The following is a 22,783-nucleotide window of genomic DNA, read 5'->3' as shown; positions in this document are numbered from 1 at the left end:
TGAGCCGGGTGCCTGCTTATTGACTGTCGGTCACCAAATGATCGATCGGTGTCGCCGCTCCGGTGGCGCTCTCCTCGGAGAATGCGTTTTCTCCGAGGGCCTCGATGATGCCGCCGGTGATCCTGTCGACGTCGCCGCGTTCCCCCTTCGCCAGGGGAGCGCCCGCCGATTCCCGGGAAGCCGCCGCGGCGCCCAGCAACCGCGCGGCGAGGCGATACGAGCCGGCGGCCGCCTCCGCGCCGGCCAGGCCTTCCAGCCCGAGCGCGATGGCGCGGGGATCCTCGCTGTGCCGCGCGACGGCGAGGCCGTTCAGATGCAGCCGCTTCGCCTCCGCCGCGTCCCCGCGCTGCTCGGCGATGAACCCGAGTTCGGCGAGGACCAGGGTGCTGCCCGCTTCGGATTCCACCCGGCGATGCCAGTCCAGGATGGACAGCAGCCGCCGCTCCGCTTCCTCGAACCTCCCTTGCCGTCGCTCGCCGAGCGCCAGCCCGGTTTCGGCGTAGACCTCACCGGGTTTGAAGCTGTGCTCGACGGCCAACGCCCTTGCCCGCTCGTGGAACTCCTCAGCGCCCGCGAAGTCGCCGGTGAGCAGCGCCGTCCGGCCGAGCCAGGACAGCTTGTAAGCGACCTCCGGCCAGAGTTCCAGCTCTTCCGCGCGGCGAAGACTTTCCCGGTGGACGCGGGCGGCATGGTCGTAGTCCCCGGCGATCGAGGCCAGCATGCCGAGCACGAACGACGCCTGCAGCCAGCCCCAGCGCTCGCCCAGCCCGTCGAAGATCCCGGCACTCTGGGCGGCGATCCGCCCACCGCCGGTGAGGTCGCCGCCGGCGATCAGGTGGCTCGCCCTGTCGCTCAGCGCGGCGGCCGCGCTCCAGTCGTCGCCGATGTTCCTGGCGGTTTCCAGCGCGCCGAGCGTGAGCTTTTCCGCGCGGCACAGATCGCCGATCGTGGACCACGCGTAGCCGAGGAACCACAGCGTCCTGGCCCGTGCCACGGGATCGACGATGCCCCATATGACGTCTTCGTCCGTGCCCTCGGTGCAGGTGCCGTCGAGTACGGCGATGCCGGTGCACCAGCCGAGGGCCTGCGCGTATTCGTCTCCGCTGGTGATCTCGGTGTCGAGCACGAGGTTGAGTGAGCGCCGGGCCTCGGTGAGCCTTCCACGAAGGAACCAGAACCACGTCGTCGCGTTCACCAGCCGCAACGCGAGCCGGTGTTCGCCTTGCCGCAGCAGCGTTTCCAGCGCGCGCCGGGTGTTGGCCCCCTCCGCGTCGAGCCTGTCGAGCCAGCGCCGCTGTTCCTTGCCGCGCAGCCCGGCGTCGCCCCGTTCGGCCAGTTCGACGTGGAAACGGGCGTGCCGCAGGTGCAGGTCGTCGAGTTCGCCCGCCTGCTCGGCGTGTTCCAGGGCGTACGCCGAAACGGACTCCAGCAGCCGGAACCGCGGTTCACCCGACCTGCCCGGCCTGCTGACCACGAGCGACCGGTCGACAAGCCTGGACAGCAGGTCCAGGACGTCGGCCGCGGCGATCTCGCCGCCCGCGCAGACCGACTCGGCCGCGTCGAGCCCGCAGCCTTCGGCGTGGACGGCGAGCCTGCGCAGCACGATCTGCTCAGGCTCGCTGAGCAGGCTCCAGCTCCAGTCGATCATCGCGCGAAGGGTCTGCTGACGGCGAGGACCGCCACGCCTGCCCGAAGACAGGAGGCCGAACCTGTCGTCGAGACGGGCCAAGAGTTCGTGCACGCCGAGCGTCCGGACCCGGGTGGCGGCGAGTTCGAGTGCCAGCGGGATCCCGTCGAGCGTGCGGCAGATCCGGGCGATCACGGCCGCGTTGTCCGCGTCGAGCGCGAATCCCGGAGCGGCCGCCGCGGCCCGGGCGGCGAAGAGCCGGACCGCGCTCGACTCCCGGACGGCGGCGAAATTCGCGTCCTCGGGCAGTTCGAGCGGCGGGACCGCCCAGACGTGCTCCCCGGGCAGGCCGAGCGGTTCCTGGCTGGTGGTGAGCACGCGCAGGCGGGGAGCCGCCGCCAAGAGCCGCTCCACCAGCGCCGCGACCGGTTCGACGACCTGCTCGCAGTTGTCCAGGACGAGCAGGATCTCCTTGTCCCGCAGCGCGTCTGCCAGCGACTGCGTCACCGTCTTCGCCGAGGTGGCCTCTTCCCGGAGGTCCAGCACCGCGGTCAGGACGACGGCGACCAGATCCTCGGGCGGGCACGTCGGGCACTCGACGTTGTCCAAGCCCGCCAGCTCGACCAGCCACGTGCCATCGGCCATCGCGACCTTCGACGCGGCCTCGATGGCGAGCCTGGTCTTGCCCACCCCGCCGGGACCGGTGAGGCTGACCAGCCGGGCGTCGGTGACGAGCGCGCCGACCTCTTTGACCGCGGTCGTGCGGCCGATCAACTCCGTCAACGACTCCGGCAGATTCCCGCGCATCGGCTCAGCGGCCCGGACGGGTTCGAGATCCGGGCTCCGGGTGAGCACCGCCTGGTGCAGGGCCGCGAGGTCCGGCCCCGGTTCGAGACCGGACTCGTCACGCAGCCGGGACCGCAGCTCGGCGTACGTTTCGAGCGCTTCGCTGTGCCGCCCGGCGGCATACAGCGCACGCATCAGCAGGCCGCGGAGCCGCTCACGCAGCGGATGCCGCGAGACCAGACCGGCCAGCTCCCCGGTGAGAACGCCGTGCTCGCCGAGCGCGAGCCGCGCTTCGGCTCGCTCCTCCTCGGCGAGGAGCCTTTCCTCCTCCAGCCGCTGCGCGGCGGCCACGGCGAAGGGCTCGTCCTCGAACCCGGCGTACGCGGGCCCTCGCCACAACGCCAGCGCGTCCGCCAGCAGCGCGGCGCGGGCACGCGGATCGACGGCGTCGCGGGCACGCGCGGTGAGCGCGCGGAACCGGTGGACGTCCAGGTCTCCGGGTTCGACGGCGAGGACGTACCCGGCGGGATGATGCGTCACGATCTCCCGCGCGCCCGGCTCGGCCCGATCGAGCGCGCGGCGCAGCTGGGAGACCTTGGTCTGCAGGGTGTTGCCCGGATTGCCCGGAGGATGCTCGCCCCACAGATCGTCGGTCAGCGACGACACCGACGCCGCCCTGCCCTCCCGGCTCAGCAGCCCGGCGAGCAGGAGACGGACCTTCGCCTCGGGCACGACGACGGGCTCGCCCGCGGTCGTCCACGCGGCGAGCGGCCCCAGCACTCCGAAACGCACGAAACCGACGTTAGCGCGGAGCACCGACAAGTTCGTGCGCACCGTGCGCGAGGCCGTGCGCGGATCCGCAGCGATCCGTGCGCGAGCGGCGTCACGGTGGTCCCATGAGCGAACACGGCAAGACCCCGGTGACGGTACTGGGGCTGGGCGCGATGGGAACCGCGCTCGTGGAGGCACTACTGGCCGCGGGGCATCCGGTCACCGCGTGGAACCGGACCGCGAGCCGCGCCGAGGGCGTGGCGGCGAAGGGAGCCACGGTCGCGTCGACCGTGACCGAAGCTCTCGCGGCGAACGAGATCGTGATCGCCTGCCTGCTCGACTACGACTCGGTGCACGAGGTCCTGGACCCGGCCGCGGCCGGGCTCGCGGGACGGCAGCTGATCAACCTGACCAACGGCACCCCCGGCCAGGCGCGGGAGATGGGCGCCTGGGCCGAGGAACTGGGCGCGGACTACCTGGACGGCGGCATCATGGCCGTCCCGCCGATGATCGGCACCCCGGCGGCGTTCATCTTCTACAGCGGCTCGGGCGGCGTCCTGGGCCGGGCACGGATGGCGCTCGACACCTTCGGCGGCGTCAACTACCTCGGCGCGGACCCCGGCCTGGCACCTCTGTACGACCTCGCGTTGCTCAGCGGGATGTACGGGAACTTCATCGGCGTCATCCAGGCGTACACCCTGGTCGGTTCGGCCGGGGTCAAGGCGAGTGAGTTCGCTCCGCTGCTTCGCGGCTGGATGGAGGCGATGAACGGCTTCCTGGACCGCTCGGCCGAACAGATCGACAGCGGCGACTACACGAACGACGTCGTGTCGAACATCGCGATGCAGGCCGCCGCCTTCCCGAACCTCGCGAAGGCGGCGGCGGAACAAGGCGTCAGCGCCGAACTGCTCGCCCCGTTGCAGTCACTGATGGACCGGCGGGTCGCCGCCGGACACGGCGCCGAAGACCTCGTCGGCGTCATCGAAATCCTCAAGAAGTAAGGAAAAAGCAATGATCACACTGATCGGGCTCGGCCCGATGGGACAGTCCATGGTCCGCGTACTCCTGGAGAACGGCCACGGCGTGACGGTCTGGAACCGCACCGCGAGCCGTGCGGACGGCGTCGTCGCCGCTGGTGCCGTGCGCGTCGAGACCCCGGCGGACGCGGTGGCGGCCTCGGAACTGGTGCTGCTGAGCCTCACCGATTACGCGGCGATGTACGACATCCTCGGCAAGGCCGAAGATGTGTTGGCGGGCAGGGTGATCGTCAACCTCAGCTCGGACACCCCGGAGAAGACCCGCGAAGCCGCCGAATGGGTCGAGGCCCGTGGCGCGAAGTTCATCGCCGGCGGCGTGATGGTGCCGGCCGAACTGGTGGGCAAGGACGAGGCGTACGTCTTTTACAGCGGACCCGCCGACGTGTTCGAGAAGCACCGCGAGACTCTGGCGCTGATCGGGCGGGCGGACTTCCTCGGTGAGGACGTCCGGCTGGCGCAGCTGTTCTACCAGGCACAGCTGGACATCTTCCTCAACTCGCTTTCGGTGTTCATGCACGCGAGCGCGCTGGTGAGTTCGGCCGGGGTTTCCCTGCAGAAGTTCGTCCCGTACGCCAAGGACAACTTCAAGATGATGGACTTCTACCTGGAGGCCGCGGCCGAGCAGATCGAGAAGGGCGACCACCCCGGCGACGACGCCAACGTGACGATGATGGGCGCGACCGCCGACCACATCGTGCAGGCGAGCCGGGACGCCGGGATCGACGTGGTGCTGCCGGAGGCGGTCAAGTCGCACTACGACCGGGCGATCGCCGCCGGACACGGGCGCAGCTCGTGGACCAGCCTCTTCGAGGTCATCAAGGCGGACCGCAAGTAGTCACGCGGCTCTTATGTTGCGAACGGGGCTTTCACAACCTTCAGCGTTGTGGAAGCCCCTTTCGCAACACCGCCCTGCCGCTCACGGCCACCGGTACCGAGCTGGGTACGGCGCCGTTGCCTCGGTCCCGTCGCCCTCACATACTTGAAGTACATGAAGGCCCCCTTCCTTGCGATAGGCGCAAGGAAGGGGGCCTTCATGTACTTGCGCTGGACCTCGACCGCGATGGAGGTTGCAGGGTGGCGTCATGACCGGACCGATTTTCGCCGTGCGGAGCTTCCTCGACGAGCCGCGGCTGCCTGCCAGCGTCGCCACCACCACCGGCCGCGGGAACACCGCCCTGGCGATGATGTGGTTCGTCGCCGAGGAGAGCAGAGTGTGGTTCCACACCCCGATGTTCGACGGCAGGCCCGCACCTTTCCTCGACGCGGCTCGGGAAAACCGTGAAGTCGCCGTCATGGTCGCGACGTTCGACCCGCCCGACGACGTCCGTCAGGTGCGGATGACCGGGCCCGCGAGGCTGGAGACCAAGGACGTGGCACGGATCCGTCGCATCTACGAGCGATACGTCCCCGAGTGGTCCTCGGACTGGGCGGACCACGCCGCGTCGCCCGACGCCCTGCTGTGGTCGATGTCCCCTGATCGGGGTATGGCCGTGGCCTACCCCGGTCTGGAGAACCGGCCGGTGTTCCGGTGGTCGAACGCGGCGGATGGACCGTTCAGTTCGTGAGGAATTCCAGCGTCCGGTACTCGTCGACGACGGCGGTGAGTTCGGCGATGCGGGCCTGTCCGGCTTCGATGAGCCGCTGCCCGGCCTCAGACCACTTTTCGAGGGCGGGGGACATGGGCGGGATCTCGGCCAGGATCTCCGCGCTTTCGGCGAGGCTGAGCCCGACGCGCTGGGCGGCGACCGCGAGCCGGATCCGGCAGATGGCGTCGACGGTGAACCGGCGCGCGTTGCCTTGGGTGCGCTCCGCGGTGATGACGTGGTACCGCTCGTAGTACCGGACGGCGTTGGCCGAGACCCCGGCCCGGCTCGCGACCTCGCTGATGGTCAGATGGGCGTCGAGCCGGGGTGATGCCGGGGTCGGCGTCGTCATGCTGCGCTCCGTGCCGTCGTGGGGTGCTCTGCCGAGGCTACCGGGGCGGGTGAGGTCCTCAGCCTGACCACCAGGGCGATCACCATGACCGCGAGGACTCCGAGGAGGGTCAGGCGGTACGCGGAGACGACGTCCCCGACGAGCGTCGCGCCCGCCGACGGGTCGCTCAGCGCCGCGAGACCTCTTCCGCCGGTGGCCGCGGCGATCAACCCGGTGAACAACGCGCTCACCACTGCGGTGCCGACCGCGCTCGCGATGGTGCTGGACAGCGGGAGGATCGCGGAACCGGACGCGAGGTCCGGGCCGCGCAGGTTCCGGCCGGCGCTCACGATCGTGGGCATCATGATCGCTCCGGTGCCCGCTCCTTGGAACACGCCCAGGATCGCGAGCACCTGGTACGGCGTGTCCGGCGTGAGGACGAGCATGGTCAGCCCGGTCGAGACGATCGCGAGACTCAGCCCGGTGCCGACGACGATCCTCGGGCCGAAGCGTTCCAGGACGCGGGCGGCGAACTGGATCGTGATGCCCATCCCGATCGTGCCCGGCACCATCATCAGCGCGCTGATCATGGGTGAGTCGCCGCGCATGATCTGGATGTAGGCGGGCATCAGCAGCATCGACCCGAAGTACGGCGCGGCGTACAGGACCAGGACCGCGGCGTTGCGCCCGAACGTCCGGTCACGTAGGAGCCGGACGTTCAGCAGCGGAGCGGGATGACGCCACGAACGGCGCGTGAACACCGCCATGAGCGCCAGCCCGGCGACGACGATCGCCACCCTGGGCCCGACACCGATCGCCTCCTCGGAGAATCCGTAGGCCACCGCGACGACGCCGGGGACGAGCAGCAGACCGCCCAGGAGGTCGATCGGGGTGCGTTCCGGCGACGGGGGATCGGCGGGCACCCAGCGCAGCACACCGGCGACCCCGAGGAGGGCGGGCGGGACGGTGATGAAGAACAGCGCCCGCCAGGACAGGCTGTCCAGCAGGAAGCCGCCGAGCAACGGACCCAGGATCGGCCCGATCAGCAGGGGCAGCCCGGTGATCGTAGTCATCCGGCTGCGGCGGGCCGGGTCCACCGCACCGAAACCGATGGTCATTCCGAGCGGGTTGATGAGGCCGCCGGCGAGCCCTTGTACCGCTCGTGCGGCGATCAGCCAGCCCAGATCGCCTGCCGCTCCGGCGGCCGCGGACGCCGCCGCGAACACGAGCAAGGCGATCAGGTACACCCGGCGCGCACCCCAGCGTTGCGCGAAGGTGGCCGCCAGGGGCATCGCCGCGACCATGGCGAGCGCGTAGGCGGTCGCGACCCATTGGATCGTGGTGAGCGACGCGGAGAACGTGGTCATGAACCGAGGCAGCGCGACGGCGACGATCGTGGTGTCCAGGACGGCCATCAAGCCGCCGAGCGCGATCACCGCCGCGATGCGCAGTTCCTTCGCGGTCAGGCGGTTCATGCCGCACTCGCCTGATCCGCGACCCGTCCGGTGCGCAGGGTGCGGGCCCACCAGCCGAGCTCGGTCATCGTCCCGGCCAGCGCGGCGCGCTCGCCTTCGGTGCCTTCGTACCCGTTCGGGCCGAGACGGGTCCACGGCGCGTTCAACATCACCGCGTCACGGATGGTGGTGGCCCGCAGCTCGGGGAAGATCAGCCGCAGCTGTTCGATCGCGCGGATGCCGCCCGAACCGGCGCCGTAGCCGACGAACGCGACGGGTTTGTAGGCCCATTCGGTGAAGTGCCAGTCGATCGCGTTCTTCAGCGCGGCCGGGAAACTGTGGTTGTACTCCGGAGTGACGATCAAATAGGCGTCGGCCGCGTGCAGCCTGGCGCTGATCGCGGTCTCGGTGCCGCCGGGGCGCGTCCCCTGCAACGGGAGATCGACGTCGGCGAGGTCGATCGGGTCGACCTCCAGGCCGCCGATCGCGGCCAGTTCGGTCAGCAGCCAGCCCGTGATGGCGTCTGCGAACCGTTCGTGCCGGACGCTGCCGATGATCACGGCGAGGCGGATGGGGGACTGTGCGGTGGTTTCTGTGCTCATGGCGACGACGCTAGAAGTTCGTCCATAGGCGAACTCAAGCCGTTGCGGCCCTGCTCACGATCCCTGGACCTCTAGATAAGTCTAGGTTGTAAGGGGTGATTCTGTGGTAAGCCTTCTGTCATGGACGACTTCGGTGATGACCCGGATGACCTGGCGAAATGGGGGCTTCACTGCTTCTGCCTCGGTGCGCGCAGCACTCCGCATCACGTTGTGAAGATGGACGACAACGGTCGCCTTCTCTTCCGCGCTCGCCTGGGTGTCAGTCGCGCGGAACTGTGGGAACAAGGTATTGATCCGCTGGACAGCCAGATCGCGCTTCTGCGAGCGTACGACCTCGTCTCCGTCGAAGGGGATCGGCTGATGACCACGTTCCCGGTGCTCGGCTCCGAGGAAACGGCGGCACTGCGTGCCCGGATGGCGGGGCTCGCCGAGGCGATCGTGCCCGCGATCGAGGCTGAGGTGTCCACCCTCGCCGGCGTCCTGGCCGATCAGGGGCTGGCGCATTGTGCCTACGGAGTGTTCTTCGGCTATGTGATCGATGGCCTCGTCTGGGATCGGCTCATGGAAGAGGGCTTGCTTCCTGTCACCAAGCTGAGTGTCGAACGTCCTTATTGGAACGGCGCTTTCTGGGCGGTTTACCCGCCGCGTGCGGGTGCGATGGGTACCAACGAAGTCCGGGAAGCCGGAGTCAGGTTGACGATGGTCTGGACGGATTCCACGGTGAACGCCTTGAACCGGCTTGCCGACGATCCAGCCCTGTGGTCAGCTCTGCGCGTGGTCTCTCACGGGGACCTTCCGCGTGAGTCTCTCTGGTCGGACGACAGAGGGAGGTCCAGGATTCCGATCATCCGGCGACAGGATGGCGATCCCGTCCACGAGATCGGTCTGCGGATCGCGGCGGAGGTCGTCTCCGCGCTGCTGCGGAATCTTCCGGAGGCCGGCGTGGTCGTGGCCGCCCACGAACTGATCTGGAACCTCATGGACGCCCTGGAAGCGACGGGAGTCGTCCGGCGGCCGTCGTCGTTCGACGATCCAGAGGCTGCCCCTGAGTCCCTTCGTGCCCAGACGTTCCTTTCCGTCGGCGATTGACATGTAGGAAATCTCCTACGTATTGTCGCGGCATGAACATCGACCGCGTCCAGTTCCTCACCGTGCCGGTTTCCGACCAGGCCGAGGCCCGGGACTTCTACGTCGGCAAGCTCGGTTTCGATCTGCTCGTCGAGGTCAGCGGACCGCACGGCCCGTTCCTCATGGTCGGCCCCAAGGGGGCGGAAACCGGCATAGTCCTGGTCGACCGCGCCGTCGGCGGGCTCGATCCGGCCACGCGAGTGCACTTCCAGCTGAGCACCTCCGACATCGACGCCGACATCGCGGAGCTTCGCGCTCAGGGCGTCGAGGTCGGAGACGCGGAGGAGATGCCCTGGGGACGGGCGACGTCGTTGAAGGATCCCGACGGCAACGCGATGGGCCTGCTGGAAGCCTCCGGCTACGGGAACTGGCCGCGCTGATGCCGGTCAACGACGACGTCTTCGCCGCGCTCGCCAACCCGGCCCGCCGCGAGGTGCTGAGCATCCTCCTCGACGGCCCGCGGGCGGCGGGGGAGATCGCCGAACGATTCGACATGCGCCGGCCGAGCCTGTCGGAACACCTTCGCGTGCTGCGCGAAGCGGGACTCGTCCGGGAAGAAAGGCAGGGACGCAATCGCGTCTACTCGCTGGAGGCCGCTCCGCTGCAGGAGGTCTCCGACTGGCTTTCGCCGTACGAGCGGTACTGGCGCGGCAAACTGGCCAACCTGCGTGACCTGCTGGACGAGGAGGAGCTTTGAACGACGAAGACCCGACGGCCATCCACGTCGACCAGTTCCTTTCGCATCCACCGCGAAAGGTGTGGCGCGCGCTGACCGAACCGCAGCTGCTGGAGCGCTGGCTCCGGATGCCGAACGACATCAAACCCGTTGTGGGACATCGGTTCGAACTGCTCGCGGACCCCGTGCCCGCCGCCGGTTTCGCCGGCGGCCCGGTCGCCTGCGAGGTGCTGGCGGTGGAGCAGGAACGCCTGCTCAGCATCAGCTGGGGTCCGGAATGGACGGTCACCTGGCGGCTCGAACCCGAAGGCCATGGCACCCGGCTGTTCCTCAGTCACGAGGGTTTCGATCCCGACGACGAGTTCCAGCGGATGTCACGGCGGATCATGGGCGGCGGCTGGCGTACCGGCGTTCCCAAGGCGCTGGCGCGTGTGCTGGACGAGATCCCGGACCAGGCCCCGTAGCGGCTCTCGACAACGGGTCTAGGATCCCCGCTGTGACGGACGAAAAACCGCTCCGAGCCGATGCCCGCCGTAACCGCACGCGGGTGTTGGAGGCCGCGGAGCGCGTCTTCACGGCCAAAGGCACCAGTGCGCCCACCGAAGAAGTCGCCCGCGAGGCGGGCGTCGGCGTCGGCACCGTGTTCCGGCACTTTCCGACGAAAGAGGCACTGCTGGAGGCAGTCCTCTACGCGCGCCTTCACCGCTTCGTCGACGAAGCGGAAACCACGGTGGCCGCGGACTCGCCCGACCCGGGCGCCGCGTTCTTCGGGTTCCTGACCGGCTGGATCGCGATGGCCGACGCGAAGAACGCCTACTTCGAAGCCCTGTCCGCGGCCGGCGTGAGCGTGCCCTCGGCCGGTTCGGTCATCGGCGTCCGGTTGAAGGACGCGCTCGGCGTACTGCTCAGCCGGGCGCAGGACACCGGCGACGTCCGCAAGGACCTCGGTGTGGACGAACTGATCCCGGTGATCATCGGGACGGCGAAGGCGGCGGAGCACGCCGGGCCCGAACTACGGGCCCGGACGATCTGCATCCTCTTCGACGGTCTCCGGCCGCGTCAGGCGTAGGGCTCCATCGTCGGCCGCTTCGGCGCGAGCGTGTCCCCCGACGACTCGCCACGCAGCCTGCGCTTGATCCACGGAACCGCGTGTTCCTTGCCCCACTGGAGGTTTTCGGTGCGCCGGGCCTGCGGGCTCAGCAGCGGTCGCGGACCGAGTTCGGCGGGCGTCAGCTTGTGCGGTTCGCCGAGCACGTCGAGAACGGCGATGGCGATCTCGTTGTGCCCCAACGAGTTCAGGTGCAAGCGGTCCGGTGCCCACAGGCGCCTGTCCCGCAATCGGCGCATCGCCCACATGTCCACCAGCAGCGCCCCGTGCCGCGCGGCGATGCCGCGGACGTGCTCGTTGTAGATCGCGACGCGGCCCCGGATCTTGCGGAACAACGCGTCTTCGACCCCGTCGACCCCGGTGAAGAGGACGACCCTCGCACCGGTGGCGACGACCTTGCCGACCGCGGCGTCGTAGTCGTCGATGAGGGCGTCGATGTCGACCTTCGGCCGCATCAGGTCGTTGCCGCCCGCGTAGAAGGTCACGAGGTCCGGGTCCAGCGCGAGTGCCGGTTCGAGCTGCTCGGCGAGGACCTGCCCCAGGAGCTTGCCGCGGATCGCGAGGTTGGCGTAGCGGAAGTCCTGGTGGTTGGCCGCGAGCCGGCCCGCGACGCGGTCGGCCCAGCCGCGGACGCCGTTGGGGGACGACGGGTCCTCGTCGCCGACACCCTCGGTGAAGGAGTCACCGAGACAAACTAAGCGGTTGGTCATCGCACGGGACACAGGACGGGCCCCTCAAGTCGTGATGGCATACCCGGATGCTACCGAGGCGATCGAGCCCGGATGGATCGGCCCTGCTCAGGTACGCCCTCGGCCGCCCGGACGGCCATCATGGCCGCGTTCTCCCCAACGTCGGTACCAGGGTCAGCACTGTGGTGCGTAGGCGCGATCAGGCACGTAGCGGAACCACTCTTGTTCGGTGATCCGCTGTCCCACCGCGGCACAGATCTGGGCGGCTGCCCGATCCGGGTCGGTCTCCCACAGCCGGATGGCCTTCTCCGCGGTACCGGCGGTGAGCGCACGGCCGTCGGGGGTGAACTCGACAACGAAGATCGAGTCCAGAGCCGCCGTCAGTGTCGCGAGCCAACGCGGTGATTCAGGGTTCGTGACGTCCCAGGTCCAGATCGTGTGGTCGTAGCCGCCTGCGGCAACGGTGGTCCCATCCGGACTGAACGCGACCGAGTAGACATAGTTCGTCGCGCCGACCAGTGGATTGCCCAGGGCCCGGGGTGCGGTGGAATCGGCCAGGTCCCAAAGGCGGACCGTCTTGTCGGCACTGCCGCCCGCCAGCAGCTTCCCCTTGGGCGCGAACACCACGGAATGAACGTATCCGCTGAACCCCTCCAGGGGCTTCAGCGGCCGTGCCGAAGCGGGGGCACTGATGTCCCAGAGCCAGATCTTGCTGTCGAGACTGCCTGCCGCGAGCAAGGTGTCGTCAGCGCTGAACGACAGCGAGTACACGCTGTTGCCCGGCCCGGCCAAGGTCGCCACTCGCGTGATCGATCCGAGGTCGGTCACGTTCCACAGCGTGACGGTGTGCTCGTCGCTGCCGACCGCGAGCCGGCGACCGTCCCGGCTGAACTCCAAAGTCTGTACGAGGCTGCCGCTCGCGCGTAGGGGCGGTCCGGCGATCACGGGCGCGTCGGGGTTCGTCAGGTCGTAGAGGACGACACCGCCGTTGTCGAGGCCTGCGGCGGCGACGCGACCGTCCGGGCTCAGCGCCACGGAGCCGGAAAAGGTGTCGCTGGGGTGCGGGGCCGCCAGGACGCTGCCTCGCCGGGCCGGGCGCGCCGGATCCGTGGTGTCCCAGAGTTCGGTCGTGTTCGTGGTGAATCCGGCGCTCGTGATCAGGGTGTTGGTGCTGCCCGCGTACTCCAGCGACAGGACGCTGTTCGCTCGATTCCCGATCCGTTGTCCGGGCAACGGCCACAGCCGGGTGACGCCGTCCGCCGCCACGGTGGCCAGAGCGGTGCCGCCGTCGAGGAACTCCGTGCCGGTCACCGGCCCGGGATGGGGGAAGGACACGATCACGCGGGCCGTCGTCCGATCCCAGATCCTGACCGAACTGTCGGAACTGCCCGCCGCGAGTGTGCTGCCGTCCGGTCCGAAGGCGAGAGCGTTGATCCGGCCGGTCGCACCGGTGAGCGTCGGGAGAGCGGCCGGGCGACGGAGGTCGGTCGTGTTCCACAGGTAGACGTTCCGATCCGCGCTGCCCGCGGCCAGTGTCCTGCCGTCGGCGGCGAACGCGAGGCTCAGGATCCTGCCCGGCCCACGCAGCGGCTCGCCGAGCGGCGACGGTTCGGCCGGGTCGGCCACGTTCCACATTCTCACGGTCCGGTCCGCGCTCCCCGCGGCCAGTGTGCGGCCGTCAGGGGAGAAGGTCACCGTGTGAACGTAGCCCGTGAAGCCGGTCAGAGCCGCCACCAGCCGTGGATTCGCCGGATCGGTCATGGAGATGAGGCGAACGGTGTTGTCCGCCGATCCCACCGCGAGGAGCGCGCCGTCCGGGCTGAACGCGGTCCCGTAGACGGTGTTGCCGAAGTCTGCCATCGGCTTGCCGAGCAGGACAGGGCGCGCCGGATCCGAGATGTTCCAGACCCGAATCCGACGATCGCCGCCGCCCGCCACGAGAACGTCGCCCCGCGGGCTGATGTCGAGTGAGAAGATCGTGTCGTCCCCGCCCTCGAAGGGCGGACCGGCCTGGACCGGTTGTCCGTTCTGGCGACGCGTCCACAGCTGGATCTGCTTTCCCGTACCGGCCGTCGCGAGCAGGGAACCATCGCGGGTGGAGGCGACCGCCTGGAGGACCTGCAGTGGACCGAGGAGCCGGGCCGCGATCGGGCTCGCGGTGGAGTCGAGAACGCTCGCCCTTGCTTCCGGGGTAGGCGAAATGCGGTACGCGGCCAGACTCAGCTGGGCCGCCAGGGACACGTCGCTCGTACGGAACCGGTCTGCCTGTGAAGCGAGCTCTCTCGATTGTGTCAAATCCCGCTGCCGGGCGGTCGCCGCGGTTTGAGTAACCGCGTAAGTGATCATGGCGCTCGCCAGCAGCACACAGACGGCGATGATCGAGAAGAGCCCACGCCGGATTCGTCTCCGGTTGCGCAGGTCGCGCTGTTCCGTCTCGTGGCGGGCGTTCGACGCGGTGAGAAATTCGCGCTCCGTGGCGTTGAGCAGTGCCCGATGGCCCGCCTTCGCCGCCCACTCGCTCGCCGCCGCCAGCTGGGCACCACGATAGAGCAGGTCGACGTCCGCACCGGCCTCTTGCCAAGCCGATGCGGCATGCCCAAGGCGCCGGTGCAGCGCGTGACCGGCGCGGTCTTCGTCCAGCCAGCCACGGAGTCGCGGCCAGGCGAGGATCATCGCTTCGTGTGCGATCTCCACCCCGTCCTCGGCGACGGTGAGCAGCCGTCCTCGGACGAACCGGTCCAGGACTTCGGAGGAGATCTGGTCAGTGGTGCCGTCTTCGATCTCCGAGACCGAGACCCGGCGGCGAATGTCCGGCAGCGCGTCACCGGTGTGAACGAGACGGAGAAACATACGGCGCGCTCGTCCACGCGCGACGGACCCCAGCCGATCGTAGATGTCCTCCGCCGTCTGGGTGACGGCTTGATGGATCCCTCCGCACTTCCGGTACGCCTCCAGCGTCAGCCTGCCGTTCTGGCGGCGCTCCCACGTCATACGCAGCGCGTGGGCGAGCAGAGGCAACGCGCCGGAGTCGCAGGCCGCGGCCGAGCCTGCCGGTGCGAGGTCCCGCAGGATGACGTCGACCAGGCCCGGCTCCAGCGACAGCCTGGCCTTGGCGGCCGGACCGGCGATGACGTCCGAAAGCTCCTTCCGCGACATCGGTCCGATGACGACCTGGCCGTCGCCCAGCGCCGCGGCGAGCATCGGATCGTCCGTTGCCTGCGGGAAGAAGTCCGCGCGCATCCCCAGCACGACGACCGTGCTGGCGGCGCCGCTCGCGACCTTGTCGGCGAGATAGCCGATCGCGCGCACGAAGGTCTGGCGCTCCGAGTGCTCGACCTCGGCGCTGAACAGTTCCTCGAACTGATCGATGATCAGGACGGCACCTTCCCGCCCCTCGGCCTCGAGCCGATCGCGCAACGCCGGATGCAGAAGTCGCCACGTGAGATCGGCCGGGTTCTCGTCGAGCTGCCGTGCGACCTCCTCCCGCTCGACACCGAGCAGGTCGGCGAGCCGCAGGCAGGGACGAGCTCCTGGCGTCATGAACATGACCGATCGGTCACCTTCGGCGGGATCGGCGAGCGCGGGTATCACGCCTGCCCTGAGGACCGAGGACTTGCCGACGCCGGAGGCGCCCACGACGAACAACGGACGGCCGCGTAAGGGGCGATTCCGTATCCTGCTGAGGATCAGATCCGTGATGGCGGTCCGTCCGAAGAACCAGTCGGTGTCGTTTTCGCCGAAAGCCTCCAGTCCTCGGTACGGAATCGGGCCACCGGAGGGTTCTGGGCCAGGACGCCTGCGTAGTCTTTCAATAGCGTCGAACCATCGTTCGCGGAGCTTCTCGTCATGGACCCCGAGAACTTTCAGCAGCCGTGCGAACCCTGAACCGCCGCCACTCTGCGGAAGATTTCGCCCGCGCGTGTAACCGTTCAGCGTGGTGACCGGAATTTTGGCCCTGCGCGCGGCCTCCCGCCTGCTCAGCCGGGCGCGGAGGCAAAGTGTTTCGAGTGCGCTTCCGAATTCCTCGCGATCGCTGAACCGGCTCGGTTCTATCTCTGGGGCGGTCACGAGTCGATGCTCCCCTTGATCGGAATCGAACACGAAAAGCCTTGCCACGAGGCTGTGGGGCGTCGTCCGAACAGGCGAACGAGGGTCTGGTCGACCGCGTACGGGAATGTACGAATCACGTCGCCCACCGCCTCCGGAGTGTCCGAGGTTGTCCGAGTATCTGAAGATTCGTATCGCCGGACCTGGGAACTGCGGTTGACTGACGACGAACCCGGGAAGACGGCGAATCCGCCGGCCGGGCGACAGGCGAGCAGTCGGCCATGGGTGTCCTTCCGAATTGTCGACCCATTACCAAACCCTGGCGCGACCAGTCTCGTCAAGGACAGAACCTGGACAACAAATTACACAATCGGACGGGGTAATGACTCTTGTGATCGAATGGAGAGGAAGACGATCAGACGATGATTATTTCGCATCACCGGGAACGGTGATCCGCGCATCGAGGGGATATCAAGGATGATCGTTTACCGACTGCCTTGTTTGCTTACGGTCGCCGCCTGGGAAAGCTGTCTGAGCGGCGAAGACCGCCCATTCGGCGAAGACGGTGTATGGCGCCCCGCAGCGGTCGAGCAGGGGATCGAGCTCGACTTCTCGGCCGTGGAGTTCGTGCACTTCGAAGCCTTGACCTGCGCCCTGCTTCTCCTGGACTCCGCTGTGCGCGGCGGAGTCGCGGCCACCGTCGTCCTGCCAACGGGGGCGCTTCCGGTCGTCGGAGGCGGGAAGGTCGAGGAACCGTCCGGCGATACGCACGCGATGGAGACACTCGATCGCCATGCCGCTTGGCAGGCACGGGCCAGGGAAGAGGCTCGGGCGTTCATGCGTGACGTGGGCTTCTTCGACGCACTGCGCCCCGGGCATTGGCCCGCCGGCGCCGTCCGGGTCGAGGACTCCGCGGCTCCGGAACCCCACCTTTCCCGACCGGAAGGTGCCTCGGCCGCGGCGATCGAGCCGCTCGACGAGGCCAAACTCCTGCGCCGCCGCAGAATCCTGCCGTTTCGCTGGGTGCCGGTCGACGAACACGGTGCCTCGGCGCCGGACGTGCTCGTCGAGGCCTTGGGACGGTTCACCGACATGGGGCTGTCCCGCTCGGATGCCCGCGCGGTCACCCAAGCGGTTCTCCGCGAGCTGGTCGAAAACGTCGGTGTGCATTCGCGAGTCGATCCCACGCGGCCCACGTTCGCGCTGATCGCGGCCGTACTCGTGGATGACGACCTCTACGTGAGCCGTCGCGACGGTCTCCCGCGTCCCGCGAACGGCTTGGCCGATGCCCTGGCCGCAAGCGGCACCGGCGGCCAGGTGTTGCAGTTGGTCGTGGCCGACTCGGGCTATGGCCTTCTCCGCCGGCTGCGGCAAGAACGGGCCGAGGGCTCTTCTCCGTTGTCCGCACGGGAGCTCGTGCTTCGCGCCTTCGACAGGCACATGATCGGCGCGGATCCCGCTGGAAGCGGTGGGACCCTCGGCCTTTGGCGAGTCGCGCGCCTCGTCGGCAGCTACCGCGGCCTCGTGCTGACGCGGTCCACGGACGCGGTGATCGGCAAGAGCTACGCCGCGGCCGACCAGGAGATCTTCGAGGAAAAGTTGCCTTCGTGGGCTCCTGGCACGGTCATCGAGGTGATCCTGCCGATCCGTGACTACCTCACCCGGGCGCTGTCGCGGCCCTGGGCCTGGCGGTCCAGTGCGCACGCCGACGCGCGGTGGGAGGTCGTCACCTGCCAACTCCATCCCGCGGACGGGATCGGGGACGCCGACCGCGCACGCCTGGACGAGGCGGCCCTGCTCGCACAGGACGGAAGCCGGACCGCGGGAGTCGTCGCCACGGCACAGGTTCGGAAACCTGGGACGGGCTTCACGGAGATCGGGGTCCAGACCGCCCTGTCGCGAGCACTCGACGTAGCCAGTCTCACCCCGCACCAGGCCGCGCTCGTCCTGGTCTTCCCCAACGCCGATCCTCGGCTCCTCGACCTCAGCGTCGCGGGCCTCAACGCGGACGAGGATCGTGAAGGCGAACTGAGCCAGCGCAACCGGGTCCGGAGCCCGATCCTCGTGCTCGGCGCGTCCGGAGCCCCCTTGTGGTGTGGCGGTTCGGTCTGCCTCCGTGCCGTTCTGGACGGGCTGACGGCGGCGGGCGGTGCGCTGCCGATTTCCGAAGTGGCGCGACTTTGGACCGGAGTGGGCCGGGAACCCGACAGGCTGTGGCCGACCCTCAACGCGCACCCGCATCTGATCACCGTCACCACCGCCGAGGTCGTGCTGAGGGTCTCGGCGGGTGACGCGGTGCGGGCGTTGGGCGAGTACGTCCGGGAGCACCTCGCCGAGGCGATCCAGCAAAGTGGCCCTGGCGTGGTAGAGGGGTACTTCCGCACCCCCACCCTCAGGGTGGCGAACCGCTGGATCGATGGCGACCAGCTGGCGAACGGCACGGTGGGCCGTGACCTCGTGACCTTCCTCCAGGCACGGGCGGTCGAGGAGGCGGCCCTCCCCGGGCAGGACCGAAACCGGCCACTCGTCGTGGCGCGAGCATCGACGACCGCGGCCTTGCTCGCGGCACAGCTGAGCGAATGTCTCTACCGCGACGGCCGGTTCTACGATCTGCCCGGGGAACTCGACCTGGACGGAAGCCAGGTCAGCGAGCAAGTGCCGCGACGGGCGAACGTCGTCATCTGCACCGACGTACTCTCGACCGAGAACACCACTCGCAGGGCCGCCGCCGCCCTCGTCGGCAAGCACGCGGTCCCGATCGCCGTGGTCTGTGTGGTCGACGCGAGAACGCATTCGGGGCCGATCCGGATGTTCAATCGCGACATCGCGGTCCTGTCCCTGGTAACCGTGGACGTGGCGGCCACACCGCGGCCGGAGGCCCCTCCGGTGGACATCGATCCGATTCACCGCCGGCCGGTCGAGCCGGGCGAGATACCGTCACCGCGTCGCACGCCGATCGCCGAGGAAACGCTTCTGGGCTGGTGCGCCGAGAACGACGACTCCCTGCGGCTCGGTCACGTGGAGAGCATCCCGCAGGCTCGGCACTTCAGTGCCTATCCGCAGTTGGATCGTCTGCTGCGCGACAAGGACGCCGGCGAGAAGGTACGGGCCGCGATCCGCGACACGTTCGGTGACGTCACACGGCAGTGGCAGTCGGACCACTTGCGGGCGGAGGGCCTGCTTACGCGGTACTGGGTCTGGCATCCCGGTAGCCCGGACGACTACGCGGGGAGGCTGGCCGCGCTTGTCAGCGAAGTGCTGACCGAGGACGGCGCCTCCGTCGCCGGTGTGGAGTCGATCCCGAGGGCGGTCGCCGGAAGCAGATGGACGTTTCCCGCGAGTCTCCCGGTACCCGCGGCGCTGGGGACCGTGGTGGTCGTCGATTGGGGTTCGCTGAGTTCGACCTCGATCCATCAGATGATCAGACTGGCGGCCGAGGCGGGAGCCTCCGCGATCGTGGCCTTGGTCCTGCTCGATCAACTGGACGGACAGGATTCGGACGCGTTACGTGCGGTCAGCGCGCTACGTGCTCGCCGGAACGGCCGAGCCGGGCCTGCAGTTCCCACGGAGGTCCGGTTCCTGACCACCAGCAGCCTCGGCCGTCTCGCCGTTCCCGATTGTTCTCTCTGCGAGATCAGGGATCTTTACGAGGAATACGCGGAGTCTGCTCCGCGAGCCCTGCGCGGGCACGCGGAACGGCTCAAACAACGCACGAGGCTGCGGACACGCGCCGAGCTCTTCGGTGAAGTACCGGTGGACGTCTTCAAAGTACCGATCCGGGGCGAGGAGATGGCCGACTACCTGCGCTGGCGCGGTCTGCTGCTGAGAGCGCTGGGAGAGACCTCCGCACGGCAGGAGGTCCTCGACCGGATCACCAGACTGGATGACGGCGATCCCGCGGACGACTCACCAGGCAAGTGGACGAGAGACGGATTACTGCGGCTCACCGCGGCCGAGCAGACCTGGCTGAAACTTCCCCCGCTCAGGTTCGCGGCCGCGCGGGAACGGCTGGCGGCCATCTGCGAGACCGCCTTGAGAAGCTCGCAGATCGGCAACCCCTGGTTCCGGACCCAAGCGGTCATGGTGATGGCCGCGGCCGAAGCACAGACCTTCGTCGCACTGCTGCCCAAGCTGATGGCACGAGCGGTCGCCGTGGACGAACGGGAGTTCAGCGACCAGTTGCTCCTCGAATGCCATCGTCTTCTCCGGCGTCCTTTGGAGGACATGCCGATCGATCACGCGGCCCTGCGAAGCGCACTCACCCGATGTCGTGACCGTCTCGAAAGCATGCTCGGCCACGACGAGACGCGAGTGGTCCGGAGGTCCGTGGGGATCGTCAAGGAACTTCTCGGGGTGGTCGAGATCAAGACCATGCCACGCCCGCGCAACCCCCAGCATGGCTGGTGGTTGCTTCGGGAGAAGCTCAGCAGACACGTGCGGGCACACCGGATGGAGGCCACACTGCTCCGGGTCCGGGACTTCGTGGAAGACCTCGTTTTCGCCCGGCCGCCCAGCACGAGGATCAGAGAAGCCCTGTCGGATTGGGAACAGTGCAGCACGCAGCTGTGCGAGCGCGCGTTGGTCAACATGACGGTGTTGAACGACATCCTCACCGGCGACTACGTCTCCGATCGCTTCGGCCAACGTGATCAGCGCCTTCTGCTCGCGGCGATCTCCGACCCGGACTTCGTCGAGCTTCGCCTGGTACAGGAAGGCCTTGAGGACCTGATCGAGCGAAGCTGGACGCCTGAGGATCCGGAGTGGCGCCGCCAGCACGCGGAACTGCTGAGCCGGCTCAGATGGTGGCATCGCATGTTCACCACGACCCATGTCGGGCCCGGTCGCACGGCACTGTTCGTCGAACTGGTCGATTCCGCACCGGTGGTCCCGGCACCGCGGGTCGACAGGCTTCTCCAGTCGTCGGGAATGGCCTTCGCCTGCACAGGCCGTGAAATCGGTGAAGTCACCGAGGCCTTCTGCCCGGGCCCGTTGTTCGACGAGGCTGTCGCGCACGTCGTGGCCAATATCGGGCAACACGCGATCTCGGGCGCCACCCCCGTGGTGCGAGTCGAATACAGCCTGGTGGAGCGACGGCGGATACGACTCATCATCCGGAACACCGGCACCCGCGCGACCGACCGCCTCGGGCACGGTCTCCGCTCACTCAACGACAAGCTCCGGCCATTCGGCGGTTCGATAGCGGGGGTTCGCCTCGACGGTGAATGGGCCTTCGCCACGGAGATCTCGTTGTCCGTCTGGCAGGGAGTTTAGATGAGACACCTCATTCGAGGACTGATGGTCGACGACCTGGAGAAGAACCGCAATTCGGTCAGTCTCCGGCTGAGTCAGCAGCTGGAGGCCAAAGGCTGGTCCGTCGCCTGGACGATGGTCGGGGACCCGAACGAGGCACGTAAGTTGCTCGCGGAGGCTCCTCCGTTCGACCTGTTCGTGATCGATCTGCTCTTCGACCGGGAAGATTTCGACGACACCGAGCCCAGGGGACTGGAAATCGTCGAGTTGGCCCGGGTGACCGCGCCGAAAGGCTACATCTTCGTGATCAGCATGGGCGATGATCACCGCCGCGATCTCTTCGCAGGTGCCGAGGAACTGGGAGCGCACAAAGTACTCCGCCGGGCGGAGTTCACCACCGAATCGAAGATCAACAGTCCGGCTTCGGTGGCGGCCTCGATCCGGGATCATTTGCTCGGCAACGCGAGCGTGGTCGAGGTCGAGGTGCGGGCCGACCGGACCGACCCGGCCGTTCAGGCTTTGATGTACGACGTCGGAGAAGCGACTCTGACACAGCTGCACCGGCTGATACTCGAGGCCACCGACGACGCCACCGACGCCGTGGAAGTCAAATGTCTGGTGCCGGGGGCATCCGGCGCGAGCGTGTGCACCACGACCGCGCAGGTACTGCGTGGACCGACCTTGCATCACGTGCTCAAGGTGGGCCGCACCGCCGAAGCGTTGTTCAGGGAGACGCGGGGTGTGCTGCGGGCTCGTCAGCTGCTGCCGCAACGGTTCGTCGTCCCGATCCAGCCGGAACAGCCGGTCGGCCCGGTCAACGGCTGGTTCGCGACGGGAGCCCATCTCGACCGGGACGCGCTGACACTCCGGGGCTGGCTCGGCTCCGGGCCCACGCCGGAGCTGGTGTGCGACCTCTTCGATCTGCTGTTCTCCGATTGCCTCGGCGCGCTGTACGACTCGACAGGCGAGGACATCGACAGGCCCGCGCCGTCGCTGTTCGAACTTCCTTACTTCCGGCAGTGCCTCGTGCTGGACGCGATGGAAGAGCTCACTCCACTGCTCGTCCACCCCGACGGGGGAGGGCTCGACGACGCTACCCGGCTGCGCGCGGACGTCGGCTCGTTCGTCACCGAGGGGCGGCTGCCGGGCGTCCAAGAGCGCAGTCTGCCTCAGCTCAGCCGGGTCTGCGCCGCGCACGGCGATCTGCATGGCGGGAACATCCTGGTCTATCCCGGGCGGCATCCGTCACCGGCTCTGATCGACTTCAGCGAGTTCGGAAAGGCGCACTGGGCCTTCGATCCGGCCAGGTTGATCGTCGATCTCCTGATGTACGGGATCGACGCGGGGGCGGAGTCCGCTTTCTTCTACGGACTTCCAGTGTGGCGACGGCTGGTGGCGGCGATCGGCGAACTGTCCACCGATCTTCACGCGGTTTCCCAGGACGGGATCACGACAGCTTGTTTGAGCGGACTCGGCTGGCTCGTCTCACAACTGCGGCAGATCTGCCACCAGCTTCGAACCGAAGCCGACTACCAGCGGAATCGGTGGGAATGGCATCTGGCCCTGGGCAGCCTGCTGTTGCGCATGAGCTACCACCGGGACATGACGCCGCCGAAGAAAGTGGCCGGCCTGATCGCCGCGCACGACCAACTGACCGCTGCCGCGGCAGCCCTGCCCGCACGCACATGACCGGA

At 68.3% G+C, this 22,783-nt stretch carries 16 protein-coding genes; 10 read left to right on the top strand and 6 right to left on the bottom strand.

Translation table 11 applies throughout. From position 1 onward, the window contains the following. Positions 1-16: 16 nt before the first annotated feature. Positions 17-3,205, bottom strand: coding sequence for an AfsR/SARP family transcriptional regulator (locus IE302_RS05275; protein ID WP_191252257.1), 3,189 nt, complete (start codon positions 3,203-3,205; stop codon positions 17-19). Between the two features lie 77 nt (positions 3,206-3,282). Between IE302_RS05275 and IE302_RS05270 the strand changes: the two genes are divergently transcribed. The 3 genes from IE302_RS05270 (at position 3,283) to IE302_RS05260 (ending at position 5,786) form a co-directional block, all read left to right on the top strand. Then, complete coding sequence (locus IE302_RS05270; protein ID WP_444541933.1) at positions 3,283-4,185, top strand: NAD(P)-dependent oxidoreductase; 903 nt, start codon at positions 3,283-3,285, stop codon at positions 4,183-4,185. A 10-nt stretch (positions 4,186-4,195) separates the two neighbouring features. Then, complete coding sequence (locus IE302_RS05265; RefSeq protein WP_191252253.1) at positions 4,196-5,056, top strand: NAD(P)-dependent oxidoreductase; 861 nt, start codon at positions 4,196-4,198, stop codon at positions 5,054-5,056. 247 nt (positions 5,057-5,303) lie between these two features. Further along, complete coding sequence (locus IE302_RS05260) at positions 5,304-5,786, top strand: pyridoxamine 5'-phosphate oxidase family protein (RefSeq protein WP_191252252.1); 483 nt, start codon at positions 5,304-5,306, stop codon at positions 5,784-5,786. Here IE302_RS05260 and IE302_RS05255 read toward each other — a convergent pair. From IE302_RS05255 to IE302_RS05245, 3 genes are read right to left on the bottom strand one after another with little or no spacing between them, the layout of a single operon-like run. Beyond that, a complete protein-coding gene (locus IE302_RS05255; RefSeq protein WP_191252250.1) occupies positions 5,776-6,156 on the bottom strand; it encodes a MerR family transcriptional regulator in 381 nt (126 codons plus the stop codon). The genes IE302_RS05260 and IE302_RS05255 overlap by 11 nt on opposite strands. Continuing rightward, positions 6,153-7,610 carry a DHA2 family efflux MFS transporter permease subunit gene (locus IE302_RS05250; protein ID WP_191252248.1) on the bottom strand — a complete coding sequence of 486 codons (1,458 nt, stop codon included), beginning with the start codon at positions 7,608-7,610 and terminating at the stop codon, positions 6,153-6,155. Before IE302_RS05250 ends, IE302_RS05255 begins: the two co-directional genes overlap by 4 nt. Further along, positions 7,607-8,191 (bottom strand): NADPH-dependent FMN reductase, encoded by a 585-nt coding sequence (locus IE302_RS05245; protein WP_191252246.1) that lies wholly within the window; start codon positions 8,189-8,191, stop codon positions 7,607-7,609. The genes IE302_RS05250 and IE302_RS05245 overlap by 4 nt, the downstream gene beginning before the upstream one ends. A gap of 120 nt (positions 8,192-8,311) precedes the next feature. On the opposite strand from IE302_RS05245, the gene IE302_RS05240 reads away from it, so the two are divergent. Genes IE302_RS05240 through IE302_RS05220 form a run of 5 tightly spaced genes read left to right on the top strand, consistent with a single transcriptional unit; the run spans position 8,312 to position 11,064 of the window. Further along, a complete protein-coding gene (locus IE302_RS05240; RefSeq protein WP_191252244.1) occupies positions 8,312-9,280 on the top strand; it encodes a hypothetical protein in 969 nt (322 codons plus the stop codon). A gap of 32 nt (positions 9,281-9,312) precedes the next feature. Next, complete coding sequence (locus tag IE302_RS05235; RefSeq protein WP_191252242.1) at positions 9,313-9,699, top strand: VOC family protein; 387 nt, start codon at positions 9,313-9,315, stop codon at positions 9,697-9,699. Next, a complete protein-coding gene (locus IE302_RS05230; RefSeq protein ID WP_191252240.1) occupies positions 9,699-10,016 on the top strand; it encodes a metalloregulator ArsR/SmtB family transcription factor in 318 nt (105 codons plus the stop codon). The genes IE302_RS05235 and IE302_RS05230 overlap by 1 nt, the downstream gene beginning before the upstream one ends. Beyond that, entirely contained in the window at positions 10,013-10,459 is a 447-nt protein-coding gene (locus IE302_RS05225) for an SRPBCC family protein (RefSeq protein WP_191252238.1), read from the top strand. Before IE302_RS05230 ends, IE302_RS05225 begins: the two co-directional genes overlap by 4 nt. A 32-nt stretch (positions 10,460-10,491) precedes the next feature. After that, positions 10,492-11,064 carry a TetR/AcrR family transcriptional regulator gene (locus IE302_RS05220; protein ID WP_191252236.1) on the top strand — a complete coding sequence of 191 codons (573 nt, stop codon included), beginning with the start codon at positions 10,492-10,494 and terminating at the stop codon, positions 11,062-11,064. Here the strand turns inward: IE302_RS05220 and IE302_RS05215 are convergent. Both IE302_RS05215 and IE302_RS05210 read right to left on the bottom strand, forming a co-directional pair. Next, positions 11,055-11,813 (bottom strand): SGNH/GDSL hydrolase family protein, encoded by a 759-nt coding sequence (locus tag IE302_RS05215; RefSeq protein WP_191252234.1) that lies wholly within the window; start codon positions 11,811-11,813, stop codon positions 11,055-11,057. The two genes, IE302_RS05220 and IE302_RS05215, sit on opposite strands and share 10 nt — an antisense overlap. Positions 11,814-11,966: 153 nt before the next feature. Then, positions 11,967-15,860, bottom strand: coding sequence for an nSTAND1 domain-containing NTPase (locus tag IE302_RS05210; RefSeq protein ID WP_373307903.1), 3,894 nt, complete (start codon positions 15,858-15,860; stop codon positions 11,967-11,969). Positions 15,861-16,316: 456 nt separating this feature from the next. Between IE302_RS05210 and IE302_RS05205 the strand changes: the two genes are divergently transcribed. Together IE302_RS05205 and IE302_RS05200 are read left to right on the top strand one after the other, a co-directional pair. Beyond that, positions 16,317-21,110 carry a hypothetical protein gene (locus IE302_RS05205; protein WP_191252230.1) on the top strand — a complete coding sequence of 1,598 codons (4,794 nt, stop codon included), beginning with the start codon at positions 16,317-16,319 and terminating at the stop codon, positions 21,108-21,110. After that, a complete protein-coding gene (locus IE302_RS05200; protein WP_191252228.1) occupies positions 21,111-22,778 on the top strand; it encodes a phosphotransferase in 1,668 nt (555 codons plus the stop codon). Positions 22,779-22,783: the final 5 nt, after the last annotated feature.

Source organism: Amycolatopsis oliviviridis, assembly GCF_014654365.1.
Lineage (GTDB): Bacteria > Actinomycetota > Actinomycetes > Mycobacteriales > Pseudonocardiaceae > Amycolatopsis > Amycolatopsis oliviviridis.
Note: the sequence above shows the minus strand (reverse complement) of the source record. Positions and strands in the feature narration are given on the sequence as shown.